Source organism: Parvularcula dongshanensis (assembly GCF_014199615.1).
Taxonomy (GTDB): domain Bacteria; phylum Pseudomonadota; class Alphaproteobacteria; order Caulobacterales; family Parvularculaceae; genus Parvularcula; species Parvularcula dongshanensis.
The window spans coordinates 459,396-477,324 of record NZ_JACHOB010000002.1; the positions used below are offsets into that span (position 1 = coordinate 459,396).

Annotated in this window: 18 protein-coding genes; 7 read left to right on the top strand and 11 right to left on the bottom strand. The window is 69.5% G+C overall.

Annotation, left to right across the window (positions count from 1 at the left end; all coding sequences use genetic code 11):
• Positions 1 to 48: 48 nt before the first annotated feature.
• On the top strand, positions 49 to 810 hold the full coding sequence (surE, locus tag GGQ59_RS07880) for a 5'/3'-nucleotidase SurE (RefSeq protein ID WP_183817243.1): 762 nt from the start codon (positions 49 to 51) through the stop codon (positions 808 to 810).
• Here surE and GGQ59_RS07885 read toward each other — a convergent pair.
• Entirely contained in the window at positions 801 to 1,748 is a 948-nt protein-coding gene (locus GGQ59_RS07885; RefSeq protein WP_183817245.1) for a calcium/sodium antiporter, read from the bottom strand. The genes surE and GGQ59_RS07885 overlap by 10 nt on opposite strands.
• A 148-nt stretch (positions 1,749 to 1,896) precedes the next feature.
• On the opposite strand from GGQ59_RS07885, the gene GGQ59_RS07890 reads away from it, so the two are divergent.
• On the top strand, positions 1,897 to 2,247 hold the full coding sequence (locus GGQ59_RS07890; protein WP_183817247.1) for a hypothetical protein: 351 nt from the start codon (positions 1,897 to 1,899) through the stop codon (positions 2,245 to 2,247).
• 360 nt (positions 2,248 to 2,607) lie between these two features.
• Here GGQ59_RS07890 and trxB read toward each other — a convergent pair whose 3' ends face one another.
• Entirely contained in the window at positions 2,608 to 3,564 is a 957-nt protein-coding gene (gene trxB / locus GGQ59_RS07895) for a thioredoxin-disulfide reductase (RefSeq protein WP_183817249.1), read from the bottom strand.
• A gap of 47 nt (positions 3,565 to 3,611) precedes the next feature.
• On the bottom strand, positions 3,612 to 4,595 hold the full coding sequence (locus GGQ59_RS07900) for a mitochondrial fission ELM1 family protein (RefSeq protein ID WP_183817251.1): 984 nt from the start codon (positions 4,593 to 4,595) through the stop codon (positions 3,612 to 3,614).
• Positions 4,596 to 4,697: 102 nt separating this feature from the next.
• Between GGQ59_RS07900 and GGQ59_RS07905 the strand changes: the two genes are divergently transcribed.
• From GGQ59_RS07905 to purU, 4 genes are all read left to right on the top strand, one after another.
• The gene (locus GGQ59_RS07905; RefSeq protein WP_221400933.1) at positions 4,698 to 5,042 is read left to right on the top strand and encodes a YggT family protein; all 345 of its coding nucleotides are present in this window, start codon (positions 4,698 to 4,700) and stop codon (positions 5,040 to 5,042) included.
• On the top strand, positions 5,039 to 5,920 hold the full coding sequence (gene folD, locus GGQ59_RS07910; RefSeq protein WP_183817255.1) for a bifunctional methylenetetrahydrofolate dehydrogenase/methenyltetrahydrofolate cyclohydrolase FolD: 882 nt from the start codon (positions 5,039 to 5,041) through the stop codon (positions 5,918 to 5,920). The genes GGQ59_RS07905 and folD overlap by 4 nt, the downstream gene beginning before the upstream one ends.
• Positions 5,921 to 5,989: 69 nt before the next feature.
• Positions 5,990 to 7,264 (top strand): serine--tRNA ligase, encoded by a 1,275-nt coding sequence (gene serS / locus GGQ59_RS07915; protein ID WP_183817258.1) that lies wholly within the window; start codon positions 5,990 to 5,992, stop codon positions 7,262 to 7,264.
• A gap of 13 nt (positions 7,265 to 7,277) precedes the next feature.
• Positions 7,278 to 8,123 (top strand): formyltetrahydrofolate deformylase, encoded by an 846-nt coding sequence (gene purU / locus GGQ59_RS07920; protein ID WP_183817260.1) that lies wholly within the window; start codon positions 7,278 to 7,280, stop codon positions 8,121 to 8,123.
• Between the two features lie 3 nt (positions 8,124 to 8,126).
• On the opposite strand, the gene GGQ59_RS07925 is transcribed toward purU, so the two are convergent.
• Genes GGQ59_RS07925 through GGQ59_RS07950 form a run of 6 tightly spaced genes read right to left on the bottom strand, consistent with a single transcriptional unit; the run spans position 8,127 to position 14,848 of the window.
• Positions 8,127 to 9,302 carry a glycosyltransferase family 4 protein gene (locus tag GGQ59_RS07925; RefSeq protein WP_183817263.1) on the bottom strand — a complete coding sequence of 392 codons (1,176 nt, stop codon included), beginning with the start codon at positions 9,300 to 9,302 and terminating at the stop codon, positions 8,127 to 8,129.
• Between the two features lie 9 nt (positions 9,303 to 9,311).
• Positions 9,312 to 10,334: an NAD-dependent epimerase/dehydratase family protein gene (locus GGQ59_RS07930; RefSeq protein WP_183817265.1), complete on the bottom strand. Its 1,023-nt coding sequence runs from the start codon at positions 10,332 to 10,334 to the stop codon at positions 9,312 to 9,314.
• Complete coding sequence (locus tag GGQ59_RS07935) at positions 10,331 to 11,095, bottom strand: hypothetical protein (RefSeq protein ID WP_183817267.1); 765 nt, start codon at positions 11,093 to 11,095, stop codon at positions 10,331 to 10,333. The genes GGQ59_RS07930 and GGQ59_RS07935 overlap by 4 nt, the downstream gene beginning before the upstream one ends.
• Before the next feature lie 60 nt (positions 11,096 to 11,155).
• On the bottom strand, positions 11,156 to 12,661 hold the full coding sequence (locus GGQ59_RS07940) for an oligosaccharide flippase family protein (RefSeq protein ID WP_183817269.1): 1,506 nt from the start codon (positions 12,659 to 12,661) through the stop codon (positions 11,156 to 11,158).
• Complete coding sequence (locus GGQ59_RS15420; protein ID WP_183817271.1) at positions 12,658 to 13,827, bottom strand: glycosyltransferase; 1,170 nt, start codon at positions 13,825 to 13,827, stop codon at positions 12,658 to 12,660. The genes GGQ59_RS07940 and GGQ59_RS15420 overlap by 4 nt, the downstream gene beginning before the upstream one ends.
• Positions 13,828 to 13,837: 10 nt before the next feature.
• Complete coding sequence (locus GGQ59_RS07950) at positions 13,838 to 14,848, bottom strand: Gfo/Idh/MocA family protein (protein WP_183817273.1); 1,011 nt, start codon at positions 14,846 to 14,848, stop codon at positions 13,838 to 13,840.
• Between the two features lie 104 nt (positions 14,849 to 14,952).
• Here GGQ59_RS07950 and GGQ59_RS07955 point away from each other — a divergent pair, with 104 nt between their 5' ends.
• Positions 14,953 to 15,990: a glycosyltransferase gene (locus GGQ59_RS07955; protein WP_183817275.1), complete on the top strand. Its 1,038-nt coding sequence runs from the start codon at positions 14,953 to 14,955 to the stop codon at positions 15,988 to 15,990.
• Here GGQ59_RS07955 and GGQ59_RS07960 read toward each other — a convergent pair.
• A complete protein-coding gene (locus GGQ59_RS07960) occupies positions 15,987 to 16,907 on the bottom strand; it encodes a glycosyltransferase (RefSeq protein ID WP_183817277.1) in 921 nt (306 codons plus the stop codon). The genes GGQ59_RS07955 and GGQ59_RS07960 overlap by 4 nt on opposite strands.
• On the bottom strand, positions 16,901 to 17,839 hold the full coding sequence (locus GGQ59_RS07965) for a UDP-glucuronic acid decarboxylase family protein (protein WP_183817279.1): 939 nt from the start codon (positions 17,837 to 17,839) through the stop codon (positions 16,901 to 16,903). The genes GGQ59_RS07960 and GGQ59_RS07965 overlap by 7 nt, the downstream gene beginning before the upstream one ends.
• Positions 17,840 to 17,929: the final 90 nt, after the last annotated feature.

Here is a 17,929-nt window from a genome sequence, read left to right on the forward strand (position 1 = left end):
CTCGGCAGAACCGCCGCGGCAGGTCGGCGGCAACGAAACGGAATCCCTATGCGCATCCTTCTCTCCAACGACGACGGCATCAACGCCGAAGGCCTGCAGACGCTGGAGGCGATCGCGGCGAAGCTGTCGGACGACGTCTGGACCGTGGCGCCCGAGCAGGACAGCTCCGGCATGGCGCGGTCGATCACGATCACCCGGCCCCTGCGCATCCGTCAGGCGGGCGAGCGCCGCTACGCGGTCGACGGCACGCCGACCGACGCGGTCCACCTCGGCATCCATCAGGTGCTGAAGGACATGCGCCCCGACCTCATCCTGTCCGGCGTGAACAACGGCCAGAACATCGCCGAGGACGTGACCATGTCCGGCACGATCGCCGCGGCGTTCCAGGGCATGACGCTGGGCGTCCCGTCGATCGCGCTCTCGCTGGCCAGGACGAGCCGCTTCGAGGCGCGCTGGGAGACCGCCGAGGCGCACGCGCCGGGCGTCATCCGCACGCTTCTCGAGGAGGGCTGGCCGTCGGACGTGGTCGTCAACCTCAACTTCCCCGACTGCGGACCGGAGGAGGTCGCGGGTGTCGAGGTGACCCGTCAGGGCCGCCGCGAGAACCTCGAGCTCTACGCCGAGGAGCGCACGGACCTTCGTCAGCAGGCCTACTACTGGTTCGGCTTTCACGGGCACCCTTCCGAGGCGGAAGCGGGCACGGACGTCCACGCGCTCGAACACAACCGCGTCTCGGTCACGCCGCTCCACCTCAGCCTGACGCACGAGGCGGCGCAGCGTGCCCTACAGAAGCGCTTCTCTCAGAGCTGAAGCACCAGCCAGGCGATGTAGGCGGCGTAGGCCGCGAGCAGCATCGCGCCTTCGGTCCGCGTCACGCGCCAGCCGCTGACGACGGCGACGACCAGCGCGACCGTCGAGGCCGCCATCACCCAGACGTCGAAGCGGGCGATCTCCGGCGGTACTTCGAGCGGTCGCACGAGGGCGGTCACCCCTAGGATCCCGAGGATGTTGTAGATGTTGCTGCCGACGACGTTGCCGAGCGCGACGTCGGCCTGACCCTTGCGCGCCGCGATCACCGAGGTGACGAGCTCCGGGAGCGAGGTGCCGACGGCGACGAGGGTGAGGCCGATGACGGCCTCCGACACGCCGAAGCTACGTGCGATGTCGACCGCCCCCGTGACGAGGAACCGTGCGCCGAGGACGGTCACGACGAGGCCGCCCAAGAAGAACAAGAAGGCGACGGCCGCGCCGCCCGGCGCCTCGGTCAGCGTCTCGCTCTCTTCGACCAGCCGCCCGGCCTCCACGTCCCGCCGCTCGATCATCAGGACGGCAGCGAGGTAGAGAACGAGGCCACAGATGAGGACGAGGCCGAGCTCCCACTCGATCGTGCCGAGGAGGATGGTGAGGACGCCGAGGATCGTCGCGGCGATCAGCGCGCCGCCGTCCCGCCTGAACGCGCGCGGGTCGGCCGCGACGGGCGCGATCAAGGCCGCCATGCCCAAGATCAGGAGCACGTTGGCGATGTTACTGCCGACGACGTTGCCGACGGCGACGCCCGGCGAGCCTGCGAGCGCAGCCTGGATGCTGGTGACCAGCTCCGGCGTCGAGGTGCCGAAGCCGACAAGGGTCAGCCCGATGACGAGCGGAGAGATTCCCAAGCGCTTTGCCAGGCTGACCGCGCCGCGAACGAGCATCTCGCCGCCGAAGAGGAGGCCGACGAGGCCGACCGCGATGAGGAGGAAGGACAAGAAGGGCGCTCCCGGACCCGGACACGAGAAGCGGGCCGGTGCGCGCCGAGATGGAGAGCCCTCGGTGCGTCCACAAGCCCCGCCGGGTCTCGCCCTCGCGCGAAAGCCGCGCTAGAGGCCCCTCGACCGTTTCCGATCCGGAGTGCCCATGGCCGTCTTCCTCTACGTCGTCTGCTTCGCGATGATCTTCCTGTGCGGCTTCGGCCTGCCGTTCGCGACCAAGCGGATGCCCGTCGCGATCGTCTTCCTCGTCGCCTCGATCGTGCTCTTCATCGGCGGCCTGATGCTGTCGGGCGTTGCCGCGGAAGGCCCGCCGCTCAACTTCCTCGCCGTCCTCTGCCTCTCGGTCCTGCCCTTCGCGGCGGGCTCGCTCGCGCGGGTGATCACGCTCGCGCTCTTCGCGGACAAGGAGAAGGAGTGGATCTACGTCCTCGGCGTCGGCGCCGTGACGACCGTCCTGTTCTTCGGCCTCGGCTGGGCGACCTTCGGGATCATATGAGGCTTGCCCTGGCGGTGGCAGCGATGCTCCTGGCATCCTGCACAACATCGCCCGAAGTAACCGCGAAGACTGAGCCTTCCAAGACCGATCGCTTATGTCAGGCGGCGCTGGACGCCACCTTCTTGCAGGGTCTTTGGCTGCGAGAGCGCCTTCACGGCGAGGCGTTGACGGAGACTATCCTGGCTCTTCCAAGACCGGAGGAAGAGCGGGAAACAGCGGTCCTTGAAGCCGTTCCGGAAGCGGAAACCGACGAAGTTTACCTCGGTCTGGGCAAGCTATCGGACGATCTCTTCGCTCTAGCGGGCGAACGGTGTCGCCGGCGCGTCATGGTCCGAGTTCCGGTACGCGGCTGACACCCACCTACTCCGCCGCCTCCGCGATCTCCAGCGTGGCGAGGTAGCGCTCGGCCTCGAGTGCGGCCATGCAGCCCATGCCCGCCGCGGTGATCGCCTGGCGGTAGGTCTCGTCCGTCACGTCGCCCGCCGCGAAGATCCCGGGGACCGAGGTCGCCGTCGAGTCGGGCGCGGTGAGGATGTAACCTGAGTCCTTCATGTCGACCTTGCCGCGGAAGAGCTCGGTCGCCGGCGCGTGGCCGATGGCGACGAAGAGGCCGTGGATGTCGACGTCCACCGTCTCCGCCCCCGCCGTCGAGCGCAGGCGCACGCCCGTGACGCCGAGGGGCTGGTTGGTGCCCAAGACCTCCTCGACCTCGCGGTTCCACATCACCTCGACCTTAGGGTGCTTGAGGAGGCGCTCCTGCAGGATACGCTCGGAGCGAAGCGAGTCCCGGCGGTGCACCAGGATCACCTTCTTGGCGAAGTTGGTCAGGAACAGCGCCTCTTCCACGGCGGTGTTGCCGCCGCCGACGACCGCCACCGTCTTGTTCCGGTAGAAGAAGCCGTCGCAGGTCGCGCAGGCCGAGACGCCGAAGCCCTGGAACTTCTGCTCGGAGGGAAGGTCCAGCCATTTCGCCTGAGCGCCGGTCGCGATGACGACCGCGTCGGCGGTGTAGGTACGACCCGAATCCCCGGTGAAGCGGAAGGGGCGCTCGGTCAGCTCGGCCTCGGTGATGATGTCCTGGATCATCGTGGTGCCGACGTGCTCGGCCTGCTTCTGCATCTGCTCCATGAGCCAGGGGCCCTGGATCACGTCGGCGAAGCCCGGATAGTTCTCGACGTCGGTCGTGATCGTCAGCTGCCCGCCCGGCTGCAGGCCCTGCACCATGACAGGCTCCAGCATGGCGCGCGCCGCGTAGATCGCGGCGGTGTAGCCTGCGGGGCCGGAGCCGATGATGAGGAGCTTGGTGTGGGTGTGCATGGCGGCCTCGTTTGGGAGAGGGCAATGTATTGAGCGCCGCCGAGGGTTCAACCGCGGACTTTCCCTGAGAGGCGAAGGGCCGCGAGCACGGCCTCGGCCGCGCGGTCGGTCTCGCGAAGGGGCTCGTAGGACCAGCGCTGTGAAAGCGGGGCGCCGGGTCGCAGCGCGCCGCGCCCTTCGAGGTCTTCGTGCAGCCGCCGCCATTTGGGCGATCCGCCTTCGAGGCGCAGAAGGTGGACGGGGCGCCCCGTAAAGGCCGCTTCGGTCAGCATGTTGGCCGACTCCTCGGTGACGAGGACGACCTCGGCGAGCCCGAGAAGGCCGGGATAAGGGTTCTCGACGCCGCCGATCGGTGCGCCGTCCCAAACCCAGGCGGGCAGGTCCGCGAGCCTGCTTCGCAACTCCTCCTCGGTATCCTTGGGCGTGCGGCGCGAGAAGGTGACGAGAAGGCCGAAGCCCGCTGCAGCCGCCTCCTCGAGCCGCGCGGCGATGCCGTCCACGGCGGCGGGCGTCATCCGATAGGCCTTGGACGGCCCACCGATCAGGACCGCGGCGAGCGGCCGGGGCAGCGGCGGCAGCGCCGCTTCGAGCGCCGCCCCCTCCCCCGCCAGCCGCGCTTCGCTCAGCCGGTTCGGGCTGCCGAGGATCGGCACGACGTTCGCCCCTTCGAGCCCGTCATGGGCGGGCGGTACGACGAGGCCGAACCGGCCCGGCGAGACGCGCGGGTCCTGGGTCTGCACGGTGAAGCAGCGGTCCCCGAGCGCCAGCGCGAACGGCACCGTCCTGCGCCCGCAGGCGACGAGGACGTCCGGCCAGGGCGGCTCCAACGGATCGGACGACGCGGAGAGCCGCGCGAAGGGGTCGCCCCACAGGGCGCGCGGCAAGCGGTCCCAGGGCTGCCGGACCGCGATCCGCTTCTCGACGACGCGGGAGGGCACGCGCCGTCCGACCGCCTCTGCGAGGCCGAGCGCCTGGTTGCGCATCCCGGCCCGCCCGTCGGAGAGCGCCCAGAGGGTAAGAGGCGGTGTCATCGCGCCGGTGTAGGAAGAAAGCGCGAAGATCAGAAGGCCGTCGCAGCCGCGGGCGCCCTCCCCGCCCCTGCCCTAACCTTGTGACAACCGAAGCCCATGGATATGTCCGCTGCAGCAGACGCCCCAAAGGACACGCCCGTGCTAGCAGCCCTCGACTTCCTCGTTCACGCCGTCGTCCAGCTCTACATCTTCATCCTGATCGCGACCGTGATCGCCAGCTGGCTGATCGCGTTCGGCGTCGTGAACCGCCACAACCAGTTCGTCGATGCGGTCCTGCGCACCTGCTACGCCCTGACGGAGCCTTTGCTGCGGCCGATCAGAAACATCCTGCCGAACATGGGCGGGATCGACATCTCGCCGATCATCGTCCTGATCGGCCTTCAGTTCCTGGTCGTCCTCCTCGACAACACGATCTTCTCGCCGGTCCATAGCGGCTACGTGCGATGAGCGCGCGTCTTCTCGACGGCAAGGCGCTGGGCGCGGAGGTCCGCGCTCGGGCGGGCGAGGCGGCGAAGACCCTGCCGGGCCAGGTCGGCCTCGCCGTGGTGCTCGTCGGAGAGGACCCGGCGAGCCAGGTCTACGTCCGCAACAAGCATAGGGAGGCCGAGGCCGCGGGCCTCTTGAGCTTCGTCCACCGCCTGCCCGCGGACACCCCCGAGGCGGACGTCGTCGCGCTCGTGGAACGGCTCAACGCCGACGAGGCGGTCGACGGCATCCTCGTCCAGATGCCGCTGCCAGAAGGGATCGACGCGCTGCGCGTCATCGCGGCGATCGACCCGGACAAGGACGTGGACGGGCTGACCGAGACCAATGCCGGCCGCCTCCTCCTCGGCAGGCGCGGCCTCGTTCCTTGCACGCCGCAGGGCTCGATGCTGCTCGCGGGCCTCGCGCTGCCGGACCTGACCGGCAAGACGGCGGTCGTCGTCGGCCGCTCAATCCTAGTCGGAAAGCCCCTCGCGCTCCTCCTTCAGGCCGCGAACGCGACCGTCACCATGGCGCACTCGCGGACAAAGGACCTAGGCGCCGTCTGCCGCACGGCGGACGTCCTCTGCGCCGCCGTCGGGCGGCCGGGGCTCTTGACGGCGGAGCACGTGAAGCCCGGCGCGGTCGTCATCGACGTCGGCATCAACCGCGTGGACGCGCCCGAGAAGGGCGAGGGCAAGACGAAGCTCGTCGGCGACGTCGCGCCCGAGGCGGCGGAGGTCGCGGGCTGGATGACCCCCGTCCCCGGCGGTGTCGGCCCGATGACCATCGCGTGCCTGCTTCGGAACACCGTCCTCGCCGCAGCCCGCCGCAGGGGGCTCGAAGACCCGCGCGGCCTCTGATCGGGGGTCTCTGGCCTTGCCGCCGAGCGCGCCGCAAGGGTAGGGCGCGCGCGGAACAGGACCTGAGACATGCACGACCTCCGCGCGATCAAAGACGACCCGCAAGCCTTCGACCGCGCGATGCGCCGCCGCGGATCGGACGTCACCGCCGAGCAGATCCTGACGCTCGACGAGGGCCGCGTCGCCAACACCCGCGCCATGAACGAGGCGCAGGCGCAGCAAAAGACGCTCTCCAAGCAGATCGGTGCCGCCAAGGCCTCGGGCGACGAGGCGCGCGCGCAGGCGATCCTGGCCGAGGTCGCAGGCCTCAAGGACGAGGTGAAGCGCCTCGAAGAAGCCGACCGGGGCCTGACCGAGGACTTGCGCGAGGCGCTGCTGCCGATCCCCAACGTCCTCGCGGAGGACGTGCCGGACGGCGCCGACGAGAGCGAGAACGTCGAGGTCCGCCGCTGGGGCACGCCCAAGGAGATCGCGGGCGCCCGCGACCACGTCGACCTCGGCGAGGCGCTCGGCATGATGGACTTCGAGGCGGCGGCGAAGCTCTCGGGCTCCCGCTTCGTGGTCCTCAAGCGCGACCTCGCCAAGTTAGAGCGCGCCCTCGCGACCTTCATGCTGAACCTGCACACGGAGGAGTTCGGCTACGAGGAGGTGGCGCCGCCGGTTCTGGTGCTCGGCGATCCCCTCGTTGGGACCGGCCAGCTTCCCAAGTTTGCCGAAGACCTCTTTGCGGCAGGTGACCTCTGGCTTTCCCCCACCGCCGAAGTCACCCTAACCAACCTCGTCCGCGAGGCCATCCTCTCCGAGACCGAACTCCCCAAGCGCATGACCGCTTGGACGCAGTGCTTCCGCGCGGAGGCCGGCAGCGCGGGCCGCGACACGCGCGGCATGATCCGTATGCACCAGTTCTCCAAGGTCGAGCTCGTCTCGATCACGACACCGGACGCCTCTTCAGAGGAGCACGAGCGCATGACGGGTTGCGCCGAGGAGGTCCTGAAGCGCCTGGAGCTTCCCTTCCGCACCATGCTCCTCTGCGCGGGCGACACGGGCTTCTCGGCGGCCAAGACCTACGACCTCGAGGTCTGGCTGCCCGCGCAGGGCAAGTACCGCGAGATCAGCTCCTGCTCGAACACGCACGACTTCCAGGCCCGGCGCATGGACGCGCGGTACAGGGCCGAGGGCAGCAAGAAGCCCCAATTCGTCCACACGCTGAACGGCTCGGGCCTCGCGGTCGGCCGCACGCTCGTCGCCGTGCTCGAGAACTACCAGAACGAAGACGGCTCGATCGCCGTCCCGGCCGTCCTTCAGCCCCTCATGGGCAAGGACCGCATCGAAGCGGCACGGTGAGGCGGCCCGGGGGATGACCGCGCAGGGGCTTCTCACCCTCTCTTGCGAGGACCGGCCCGGCATCGTCGCCGAGGTCGCAGGCACCTTATCGCGCGAAGGCGCGAACATCCTCGAGGCGCAGCAGTTCGGCGACGAGGAGACGGGCCGCTTCTTTCTGCGCGTCGTCTTCGCGGGCGACCTCTCCGCGGTCCGCGGCGCCTTCGCGCCGGTCGCCGAGCGGTTCTCGATGGACTGGACGGTGCGCGACCCGTCCGTCCCGGCCCGCGTCCTGATCCTCGTCTCGAAGTTCGACCACTGCCTGATCGACCTCCTCTACCGCCAGAGGATCGGCGAGCTGAAGATGGACGTCGTCGCCATCGCGTCGAACCATCCGAAGGACGCGCTGGCGCATAGCCTCGCGGACGACGTCCCGTTCCACCACCTGCCGGTCACGGCGGCGACGAAGGAAAAGCAAGAAGCGCAGATCCGTACGCTGATCGAAGAGACGGGCGCCGAGCTCGTCGTCCTCGCGCGCTACATGCAGATCCTGTCGGACGAGATGGCGGCGTACCTTGCGGGCCGCTGCATCAACATCCATCACAGCTTCCTGCCGGGCTTCAAGGGCGCGCGGCCCTATCACCAGGCCCATGCGCGCGGGGTGAAGATGATCGGCGCGACCGCGCACTACGTTACCGGCGACCTCGACGAGGGACCGATCCTCGCCCAGGACGTCGAGCCCATCACCCATGCGGACAGCCCGGGCGCGCTCATTGCCAAGGGCCGCGACATCGAGCGCCGCGTCCTCGCCCGCGCCGTGCAGGCGCATCTGGAGGGGCGTGCCTTCCTCAACGGCTCGAAGACCGTAGTGTTCTCGGACTGATCGTCAGATCCCCTGCCTTGCCAACTCGTCGATGAACGCGCCGAGGCGGGCCGCCCGTTCGGACCAGGCGTAGCGCGCCGCCGTCCGCCGTGCCGCCCGCCCGAGCCGGGCGCGCTCGTCGTCCTCGCGCAGCAGCCGATCGATCGCGCGGGCGGCGGCCCGCGCGTCGCCGGGCGGGACCACAACGCTGTCCTCATCGTCCGTCACCACGGCGCGGATCGCAGGCGTATCGCTAGCCACGACCGCGAGCCCGTGCGCCATCATCTGAAGCAGCTTCATCGGGCTCGTGAACCGGTCGGAGACGGAGTCGAGCCCCAAGGGCAGGAGGCACGCGCCGACCCGCCCCCGCGCGAAGAAGCCGCTCACCCCGTCCTGGTCCAGCCAGCCGTGGAAGCGCACGTTGGGCGGCGCGGCGGCACGCAGCGCGGCGACCTCGTCCGGCCCGCCTCCTGCGAGGTCGAGATGACGGCTCGGCAGTTCACGCATCGCACCCAGAAGGTCCGGCACGCCTTTACGCGCCTCGAGCTTCCCAGCGTAGACGACGTCGAGATCCCGCGCCGCCTCGAGAGTTTCCTTGGGCGGGATCATCGTGCCCGATGGCAGGACGATGGAAGGCTTCGCCGGGAACCCGGCCTCGAGCGCCGCCCGGCGGACCGCTTCGGTCAGAAAGACGTGCCCGTCGGCCGCCCGCGCGGCGGCAAGGTCGCGGGCATGCGCCCGAAGCGCCCCCCGCCCCCGAACCTCGGCGGGCGAAGCGCTTCGGCCCGTTGCCGCCTCGAAGGCCGTCAGCCCCGCAAGCCGATGAACCTCATAGAGCAGCAGCGGACGATCCGCGCGCCGCAGCCGCGCCAGGACCGGCAGCGATGCCATCCCGGCCCCGCCCCGGCTGAGCACCGCCAGCGGCGCGTCGGCCGCCAGCCTTCGAAGCTGCAAGAAGACGCCTGCGCGCCGGGCAAGTCGCGGCCAGCGCGTCGGCGGGAAGAAGGCTTCGAGGGAAAGGTTCGTATCAGGACGAAGCCCGAGGCCAGCGAGCGTATCCCCTGCGGACGTCCGGTGCTCGGCGGTCAGGAACGAACAGGTCCGCCCCTGCTCTGCCATCGCCGCCGCCGTTCGAAGCATCTGTATCGTCGCCGCGTACCGGTTCGGCAGCGGCACGTCGTAGAGGATCGCGAGGTCCATGACCCCGCCCTACCCCCATCGCCGATCGTGCGGGGCGCAGGTCTCCAGGTACCAGCGGACTAGGTTCGGAATCCCCTCTTCCACCGGTACCCGGACCTCGTAGCCGAGGTCGGTCTGCGCACGGCTGACGTCGGCGATCGAGAAGAAGCGGTCGCCCTTGGGCAGCGGCACGAGCTCGCGGACCGCCTCGCGTCCCAGCGCCTCCTCGATCAGGTCAAGGCAGTGGCCGAGCTGCTGGCTGTCGGGGTTTCCCAGGTTGTAGATCGGATGGCGGCCATCGGCGTCCGGCTGCGGACGACCCGTCAGCGCACCGAGGACGCCGCCGACGATGTCGTCGATGTAGGTGAAGGCATGGTAGATGTCGCCGTGATTGTGGAGACGCACCGGCTCGCCGCGATGGACGCGCTCCATGAACTTGAAGAAGACCGTGTCCGGCCGTCCCCAAGGTCCGTACACCTTGAAGAACCGCAGGCCCACGAGCGGCAGGCCGTACTGCGTGTAGTAGGCCTGCGCCATCGCCTCGTTCGCGACCTTGGAGGCGCCGTAGACGGAGATGGGAGTCGTCGTCGGCTGGTCTTCCCGGAACGGACGCTCGCCCTTCGCGCTGCCGTAGACCGAAGAGGTCGAAGCGTAGACCATGCGCCGAAGGCTCTTCGCGGACCGCGCGGCTTCCAGCATCACCTGAGTGCCGATGACGTTCGCGCTGACGTAAGGCACAGGCTCCGCGAAGGAAGGCATGACGGCGGCGTGGGCGGCCAAGTGAACGACGTGCGTCGGGTCGGCCTCCGTGAAGAGCGCGCCGATAGCGGTCTCGTCGGTCAGCTCCGCCTCGGTGAAGGTGAACCCCTCCCGGCCCGTCAGCGTTTCGAGGCGCATCCGCTTCAGCGCCGCTGCGTAGTAGGCTTCGCAGAGGTTGTCCGTCCCGAAGACCTCGGCACCCCGGTCCAGAAGCGCGTTTGCGACCGCGTGCCCGATGAACCCCGCCGCGCCCGTCACGAGCACCCGGGCGTCCGAGAGGGAATCCGCGTTCATGCCGCCACCTCGTCCGAGGTCATCTTATCTGGATGAACGACGGCGTAGCGCTCGTCCGCGTTCGCGATCTCCAGGTCGTCCGGAGCCGCCTTCCAAACGGAGTAGATCTCGGAAAAGCCGCGGGTCGGCACGCCCGCCTCGACGCACGCCCAGTGGATCACCTTGTCATAGGCGACGGTGCCGAGGCCGAGCTTGCGGTCCAGGTTCGCCTTCGTGCTGTAGCGCCCCCAGCTTCGCGCCGGATCCAGAAGCTTGTCGGACAGCAGCGTCCGCTCATCGTAGAGCTTCGCGGCCGCGCCGTGCGTCAGGAGAAGGGCGCCGCCCTGGACCGTTCCCGACCGCTCGCCGACCTTCCCGTAGAGGCCGTCCGCTTCGGGCAACCATGAGAAGCGCCGATCGATCCTGGCGTCCGAGTCGAGCCGGACGAGGTAGCGTGCCGGGGCGCGCATGTAGTGCTCCAGGATCCGGTGAACCATCCTGCCGCCATGCTCGATCCCGTAGAGGTTCTCACCGAGAACATACTCGGCCCCGAAGCGGCGCTGAACCGCCTCGCCGGGAAACGTGTCGTCGCCGTCCGACAGCACGACGAGGCGCGAGCCCGGATAGTACCGCCGCAAACGGGTCAGCGCCCGGAACGCGACCTGCGCGTCCTCATAGACGGGCATGAAGAAGACGAGGTCCTCGTCCGTGAACGTGGTCACGCGGCCGATGTCCGGTTCGCGCTTGGCGAGGCGGAGAGCGGTTCTCAGGGAATCGAGCATGTAAACCTCCGGGCCTTCCTTGCGGCCTGTTAGGAGTTGAGGACGCCCCCCTGGCTCACATCAGCGTGAAAGGGTGAGGCCGAGGCGCTCCGCGCCGTGGCGCAGCGCCGCCCCGGCCTCCTCCCGTACGGGGTGACCCGTCAGGAGGACCATCGCGATCAGGCTGACGCCGCAGACAAGGCCGGTCGCAGCGACGTTGACGAGCGCGTCGGCCCAGGCGTCGGATGCAGGCAGGCTCAGCTGAACCGCCCACGCGCCCAGCGCCACGCCTCCCGCCACGAGGACCGACTTCGCGACCGCGCCGAGCACGTCCCGCGGCGATAAGCCAAAGCTACCCGCCAGCACCTGGGTCGTCATGATCGCCTTGGCGACCTTGCCGAGCGCGTAGGCGACGAAGACCATAGCGACGCTCACCTGCGCCGCCGCGAGGACGAGGACCAGCGTCAGCGCCTGCGTGACCGCCTGAATGCGCAGGTAGGCGCGCTCCTGTCCGCTCGCGATCAGGAACGGCGTGTCCGTCACGTGGAAGGGCAGTGGCAGACCGAAGAGGCAGGCCGCACGGACGAGCGGCACCGCTTCCAGCCAGTCGGGACCCAGCAGGACGCGCACGACCGGCTCCGCGGCGATCGCCAGCGCCGCGAAGAAGGGCCACGCGGCCGCCGACAGCGCATGCAGCTTGAAGAGGTAGGCCTGCGCGAAGCCGCGCCCGGCCCGCTTCGCCTCGGCCAGAGCAGGCAGAACGACGGGAGACACGACGTTCAGGACGAGGTCGCCGAAGGTCCAGGTCACTCGCCGCGCGCGGTCGTAGAGGCCGGCAGCGGTCGGGCCGAGGAACCGCGCCGTCGCGAGAGTCGCGGTCAGCTTCCCGAGCTCCGAGAGGATGTTGCCGGCGCTGACCTGCGCGCAGAAGCGTGCGACCTCGCCGAGCGGCGCACCCGGCAGGCGGGCGAGCTGCCAACCGGACCAGGCCGCGATCATGGCGCCGATCGCGAGCGCGCTGACTTCGGCCGCCGCGCCCGCCGCGATCGCGTTCTCCTGCCAGCCGAGGGCACCGGTCGAAACCGAGACCACGCCGCCGAGAAAGACCGCGCTGACGCCGATGATGGCGATCAAGTGGAAGGCGAGGCGGCGGCGCAGCAGACCGACGAAGCAGGCTTGTAGCGGCAGTACGAGGAACATCACGCTCAGAATGCGAAATGGCCCCTCAGCCTGCGGCACGCCGGTGAACGCCGCGAGGGGGCGTGCGAAGGTGAAGAGCGACAGTCCGCACACAGCCGCCGCCGCGGCGGAGACAATCAGCGGCCCTCTAAGGCTGGGCTCTGCAGCCTCGTCGCTGCGGACGACCCACGCGATGACGCTCTCCTGGCAAGCGCTCGACAGAAGGTGCGCTATTCCCCACGCGACCGCGAACGCGCCGAAGCCCTCAGGGCCCACGAAGCGCGAAAGCGCCATCAGGACGGCGATGCGCAGGATCGCCTCGGCGTAGCGGTGCGCGAGCGAGAAGCCGAAGGCGCCGCGCACCGCACGCATGCCGTCCGTGGTTCCGGCACCGCGAACGCCGCTCACGCGAGGAGGTCCTCATAGAGCGCGAGGTAGCGCCGCTGTGTCGCTTGGTCGGAGAAGGCGTCGATCGCCCGCTGCCGCCCCGCTTCGCCATGCGCCTCGGCCAAAGCACGATCTTTCGTGTACGGGCTGAGCGCGCCTGCCAGCGCTTCGGCGTTGCCGGGCGGCACGAGGCGCCCCGTGACGCCGTCCTTCACGATCTCGGCCTGGCCGCCGCCGTTCGAGGCGACGACGGCGGTGCCCCGCATCATCGCCTCGGTCGTGACGTTGCCGAACGGCTCTTCCCACAAGGAGGGGACGACCTGCACCCAGGCGGGCGCGAGCGCGGCTTCCATCTCGGCCCTGCCGAGGTGGCCAGTGAAGCGGACGTCGAGCCCCAGCTCGGCGGACCTCGTCTTGAGCGCGGCCGCATCGGGCCCGTCGCCTGCGATGAGGAGTTTCAGCGGCCCTCGCGCGGCCAACCGGGCGGCGGCGTCCAGCAACACGAACACTCCCTTCTCCCGGTCTAGCCTTCCAGCATAACCCAGCACTGCCGCCTCGCCGAGTGGCGGTCTGCGCGCCGCCATCTCGACCCCGTTCGGGATGACTTCGTCGACAGGCCAGCCGAAACGCTCCAACACGTCGGCCATGCGGCGGCTCAACGCCGTCGTGTAGCGAATGCGGGGTTGGACGGCTCCGATCAGGCGGCGCTGCATCATCTGCAGGACGAAGGTCTGCGGCGTCAGGCAGCCCTCACGCAGGCATGCGGCGCCAGCCTCGTAGGTACAGGGGCTGCCGTCCGGCAGCAGCTTGCGCCCGTTCGGGCAGACCGCCTTGTAGATGCAGGCCTGGTAGAGAACCGGTAGGTCGCCGACGGCTCGGATCACGAGCGGGGAGAGCTGCCACCCCGCCATGCGCAGGTGGACGAGGTCGGGGCGAAACCGCGCGATGGTCCGGCGCACCGCGGCGATCGCGGAAGGGTTGAGGACCTGCGCCACCACCTGCGCGCGGCCGCGATGACCGCGGCAGAGCGTTGCGGGCGCGTAGTCCGGCGGGTTCGACACGACCGCGTCGCTCGCAACCAGCTGCGTTTCGTGACCCGCGCGCTCGGCGGCGGCACGCAGCTTCTGAAGCTGGTACATCGGTGCGTCCGCAAGGTCCGCATAGTCGTGCAGGTAGAGGATTCTCACCCGCCGATCCTCAATCCGCCGGGACCGTCACCCGCCGACCTTCCGCCGCCGCGCTCTCCTCGGCGGCGAGAACGAGGGAGAGCGCGCGCGCCCCGTCGGCGATGTCGGCCGCGCCGCCGCTCTGCCCGTCGCGGCAGGCGTCGACGAAGGCGCCGATCGTGCGGGAGAAGGACGGCTCGCCAAGGCCCCGAAGAAGGGCGGAGGGGGCAAGGGCCCGCGCTGCCCTCAGCGCGCGTTCGGTCCGCGCGCCCCGGCCTGCAGGTCTTCGCATGGCGGGCGGCACGGCGTCGTCCGTACGCGTTCCGATGTGGCCTTCAGCGGTCATGAGATCGACGCCGTGCTCGGAGTGACCGGTGACCAGCGCGTAGAAGCCTTGAACGATCAAGCCGGACCGCGCCTCCCAGGACACCCACGCGATGCGGCCTTCCTCGGCTTCCCGGGCGGAGACGGCGACGATGGGCTCGCCGAGGAGGTGCGGAAGGAGGTCGGCGTGGTGAACGCCGAGGTCGCGCAGGACCGATCCGCCGGTCTCACGCGACTGTTTCCATCCGGGCAAGGCGCGCTTTGCGCTCGTGAAGACGGCCTGACCCGCGACGATGTCCGCCCCCGCCGCCTCGGCGCGAAGCGCCTCGAAGCGGTCCTGGAAGCGGAAGTTGAAGCCGACCATTCCGGTCTTGCCAGAAGCGCGCCAAGCCGCTTCGACCCGCGCCGCGTCCTCGGCGGTCAAGGCGACCGGCTTCTCGACGAAGACATGCTTGCCCGCTTCGAAGCCGGCGATGGCCGCCTCGGCGTGCATGGCGGGGGGCAGGCAGATGACGACGGCGTCGACGTCGTCCCGCTCGATGGCGAGATGCCAGTTAGAGACGAACGGCACGCCCTCCGCGAGGTGGCTTCGCTCGGGATCGGCATCGGCCACGATGGCGAGCTCGACGCTAGGGTTCGCGCGCAGGATGGGGGCGTGAAACATGCTCGCAATGCGACCTGCGCCGAGCAGCGCGACGCGGGTGGGACGATCTGTCATGGCGAACTCCGGACGGTGACGCACTTGTCGGACGAGGGCTAGCTAGCGGGCATGGATCGTGCGAGCCACCCACGCAAAGCCCGGGCCGAGACAGGAGAACGCGAGTGACGGACGCGACGACGATCAAGGACGAGTGGCGCAGCCTCGATGCGGACCGCCCCGCGCTGAGCGCCGTCGTGGTGACGCCCGGCACGTTCGCCTCGCTCCGCCGCACGGTGGAGGCGCTGGCGCGCCAGACGGTGGCGGATCGTATCGAGCTCGTGGTCGTCGCGCCGACCCGCGAGGCCGTGGCCGAGGCGGAAGCCTTGGGCGCCTTCCACTCGGTCACGATCGTCCCGCAAGGCGAGATCGCGAACGTCGATCATGCCGCCGCGGCTGGCCTGATCGCGGGTCGTGGCCTCGTCGTGTCCTCGATCGAGGATCACGCTTTCCCCGACCCCGAGTGGGCCGAGCGGGTGCTCGACGCCTGGGACGGCCCTTATGACGCCATCGGTACGACGGTCGACAATGCGAACCCCGACTCGAAACTCTCCTGGACGAACATCCTGATCGCCTACGCCGCCTGGGCGCCTGGAACGCCCGATGGCGAGATCGAGGCCGTGCCCGCGCACAATGTGAGCTATCGGCGCGAGGCGCTCACGCCCTACTCGAACCATCTGCCGTCCTTGATGGGACGGGAGGGACACCTGTTCCGCGAGATGAAGGAGCGCGGTGCGAAGTTCCGCTTCGTGTCGGGCGCCCGCGTCACCCACCTCAACCCCTCCAGCCTGAAGGCTACCGCTGCGCTGCGCTTCGATGCGGGGCGGCTCTACGGCGCGCGGCGCGCGGCCGACGGTCGGTGGCCGATCTGGAAGCGTGCGGCCTATGCGGGCCTCTCGCCGCTCATTCCGGCCATCAGGTATCGGCGGCTTCGGCAGGAACTCTTCGGACCGGCGCGTCCCAACGTGACCGAGCGGCGCTTCGGGCCCGCCCTGCTTCTCGGCCTCGCCTTCGACGCGGCGGGTCAGGCTGCGGGCTATCTTGCCGGGGCCGGCGGCTCAGCCGAGCGGCTCGAAACCTTCGAGATGGACCGCATTCAGCACTTGAACCCGAAGGACCGCGCGCGCTTCGCACCGGTTCAGGCGCCGGCGGCGAGCGTCTAGACGACGCCCCCGCCCCCGCCCCGCCTTTGCACGGCTTCCTGGGCGAACCCGGCGACCATGGCCGCTTGGCTCAGGCCGAGAAGAACGGCCCGTGCGAGCGGTTTCGGCGATCGGTGGCGGAAGGGGTAGCTCAGCATCCCGCTATAGAAGCGCACGCCCTCGAACGGCACCTTCCCGCCCCCCTTCTCGGACGCGCGCGCCCGCAGGTGGAAGGCGCCCCGGCCGTAATTGCGCTGCTGACGGACGAAGCGCGACAGGCTCATGTCGTGATGGTGCCGCATGACGGCCTTCGGCTCGAACAGCAAAGGACCGCCGGACGCCTTGAACCGCAGACCGAAGTCGCGATCCTCCCCCGCAGCGAGGGGGAAGGTCTCATCGAAGCCTCCAAGGGCGGTGAACGACGCCTTGGCGCAGGCCATGTTGTTCGAGGTGAAGAAGTCGAACCCCTCCCCGTCCGCTGCCTTCACCTTGGCATGTTCGTAGAGGAAGCTGACGAGGTCCTGGGCCGTATCGGCGTAGATGTTGTCGCCGACGGCGTTGACGGTGGCCCCTCCGACGAGGGCGTCCGGCTGCGCTTCTAGGGCCCGGACGAGGGCGAGGAGCCATCCGGGTTCGGGTTCGCAGTCGTCGTCCGTGAAGGCGAGCCAACGCCCGCGGGCCGCCGCCGCGCCGTGGTTGCGAGCGCGGGCCGGGCCGGCATTGGCCTGCCTCAGGCAGCGCACGGTCAGGCGGTCAGAGAAGGCCTCCACGACCGGCGCGACCGGCTCCGGCGAGCCGTCGTCGACCACCACCACCTCGAAGGGGGCGTCGAGCTTCAGTCGTGCGAGGCCTTCGAGGCAGGCGGACAGCTTAGCCGGGCGCGCGTAGGTCGGCAGCACGACACTAGCGGCGAGCGTCCCTGCCTCGTCGTTCAGCACCCTGCCGTCCGGAAGTAGGCGATGGTCCTGGCGAGCCCCTCTTCGAGCGGCGTCTTCGGCTCGAAGCCGAGGGTGCGGCGCGCGAGGGTGATGTCCGGCTGGCGGCGCTTCGGGTCGTCCTTGGGCAGGTCGTGATAGGTCACGCCCCCCTTGGTGCCGACCATCTTCGCGATCAGCTCGGCGGTCTCGCCGATCGTCGTTTCGGCGGGGTTGCCCAGATTGATGGGGCCGGCGACGTCGGATGGCTGGTCGAGCATGGCGAGGATGCCGACGACCAGGTCGTCCACGTAGCAGAAGCTGCGCGTCTGACTGCCGTCGCCATAGACCGTGATGTCGCGCCCACGCAGCGCCTGGCAGATGAAGTTCGAGATCACCCGGCCGTCATCCGCCTGCATGCGCGGGCCGTAGGTGTTGAAGATCCGGATGATCTTCGTGTCGAGCCCGTGCTGGCGGCGATAGTCGTGAAAGAGCGTCTCCGCGCAACGCTTCCCTTCGTCGTAGCAGGAGCGCGGACCGGTGAAGCTGGTCGAGCCGACGTAGTCCTCTGGTTGCGGATGAACGTCGGGATCGCCGTAGACTTCCGACGTGGAGGCCTGAAGGATCGTCGCGCCGGTACGCTTGGCCAGTCCCAGCATGTTGATCGCGCCGTGCACGCACGTCTTCGTCGTCTGCACCGGGTCGCGCTGATAGTGGATCGGGCTCGCAGGGCACGCGAAGTTCAAGATCGCGTCGCATTCGAGGTAGAGCGGGAAGGTGACGTCGTGACGGATGACCTCGAACCGCGGGTCCTCGAGGAGGTGCGCCACGTTCTCCTTCCGGCCCGTGTAGAAGTTGTCGACGCAGAGCACCTCGTCGCCCCGCTCCAGCAGCGCTTCGCAGAGGTGGGACCCCAGAAAGCCCGCGCCCCCCGTGACCAGGACCCGGCGGCTCATCGTGTTGGCACCGCGGCGGCGCCGTTCATGGGGCCTTGTTCTTGTCGTTTGGTCTTCTCTTCGGTGGTGAAGTCTTCGTGGTAGGAGCGT

Bases quoted from the DNA above. Each gene is read 5' to 3' on its own strand.
- GGQ59_RS07950 (WP_183817273.1), bottom strand. From the start codon at position 14,848: ATGACAGATCGTCCCACCCGCGTCGCGCTGCTCGGCGCAGGTCGCATT.
- GGQ59_RS07935 (WP_183817267.1), bottom strand. From the start codon at position 11,095: ATGCTCGATTCCCTGAGAACCGCTCTCCGCCTCGCCAAGCGCGAACCG.
- GGQ59_RS07890 (WP_183817247.1), top strand. From the start codon at position 1,897: ATGGCCGTCTTCCTCTACGTCGTCTGCTTCGCGATGATCTTCCTGTGC.
- GGQ59_RS07925 (WP_183817263.1), bottom strand. From the start codon at position 9,302: ATGGACCTCGCGATCCTCTACGACGTGCCGCTGCCGAACCGGTACGCG.
- purU (WP_183817260.1), top strand. From the start codon at position 7,278: ATGACCGCGCAGGGGCTTCTCACCCTCTCTTGCGAGGACCGGCCCGGC.
- surE (WP_183817243.1), top strand. From the start codon at position 49: ATGCGCATCCTTCTCTCCAACGACGACGGCATCAACGCCGAAGGCCTG.
- GGQ59_RS07930 (WP_183817265.1), bottom strand. From the start codon at position 10,334: ATGAACGCGGATTCCCTCTCGGACGCCCGGGTGCTCGTGACGGGCGCG.
- folD (WP_183817255.1), top strand. From the start codon at position 5,039: ATGAGCGCGCGTCTTCTCGACGGCAAGGCGCTGGGCGCGGAGGTCCGC.
- GGQ59_RS07900 (WP_183817251.1), bottom strand. From the start codon at position 4,595: ATGACACCGCCTCTTACCCTCTGGGCGCTCTCCGACGGGCGGGCCGGG.
- GGQ59_RS07965 (WP_183817279.1), bottom strand. From the start codon at position 17,839: ATGAGCCGCCGGGTCCTGGTCACGGGGGGCGCGGGCTTTCTGGGGTCC.
- trxB (WP_183817249.1), bottom strand. From the start codon at position 3,564: ATGCACACCCACACCAAGCTCCTCATCATCGGCTCCGGCCCCGCAGGC.
- GGQ59_RS07905 (WP_221400933.1), top strand. From the start codon at position 4,698: ATGTCCGCTGCAGCAGACGCCCCAAAGGACACGCCCGTGCTAGCAGCC.
- serS (WP_183817258.1), top strand. From the start codon at position 5,990: ATGCACGACCTCCGCGCGATCAAAGACGACCCGCAAGCCTTCGACCGC.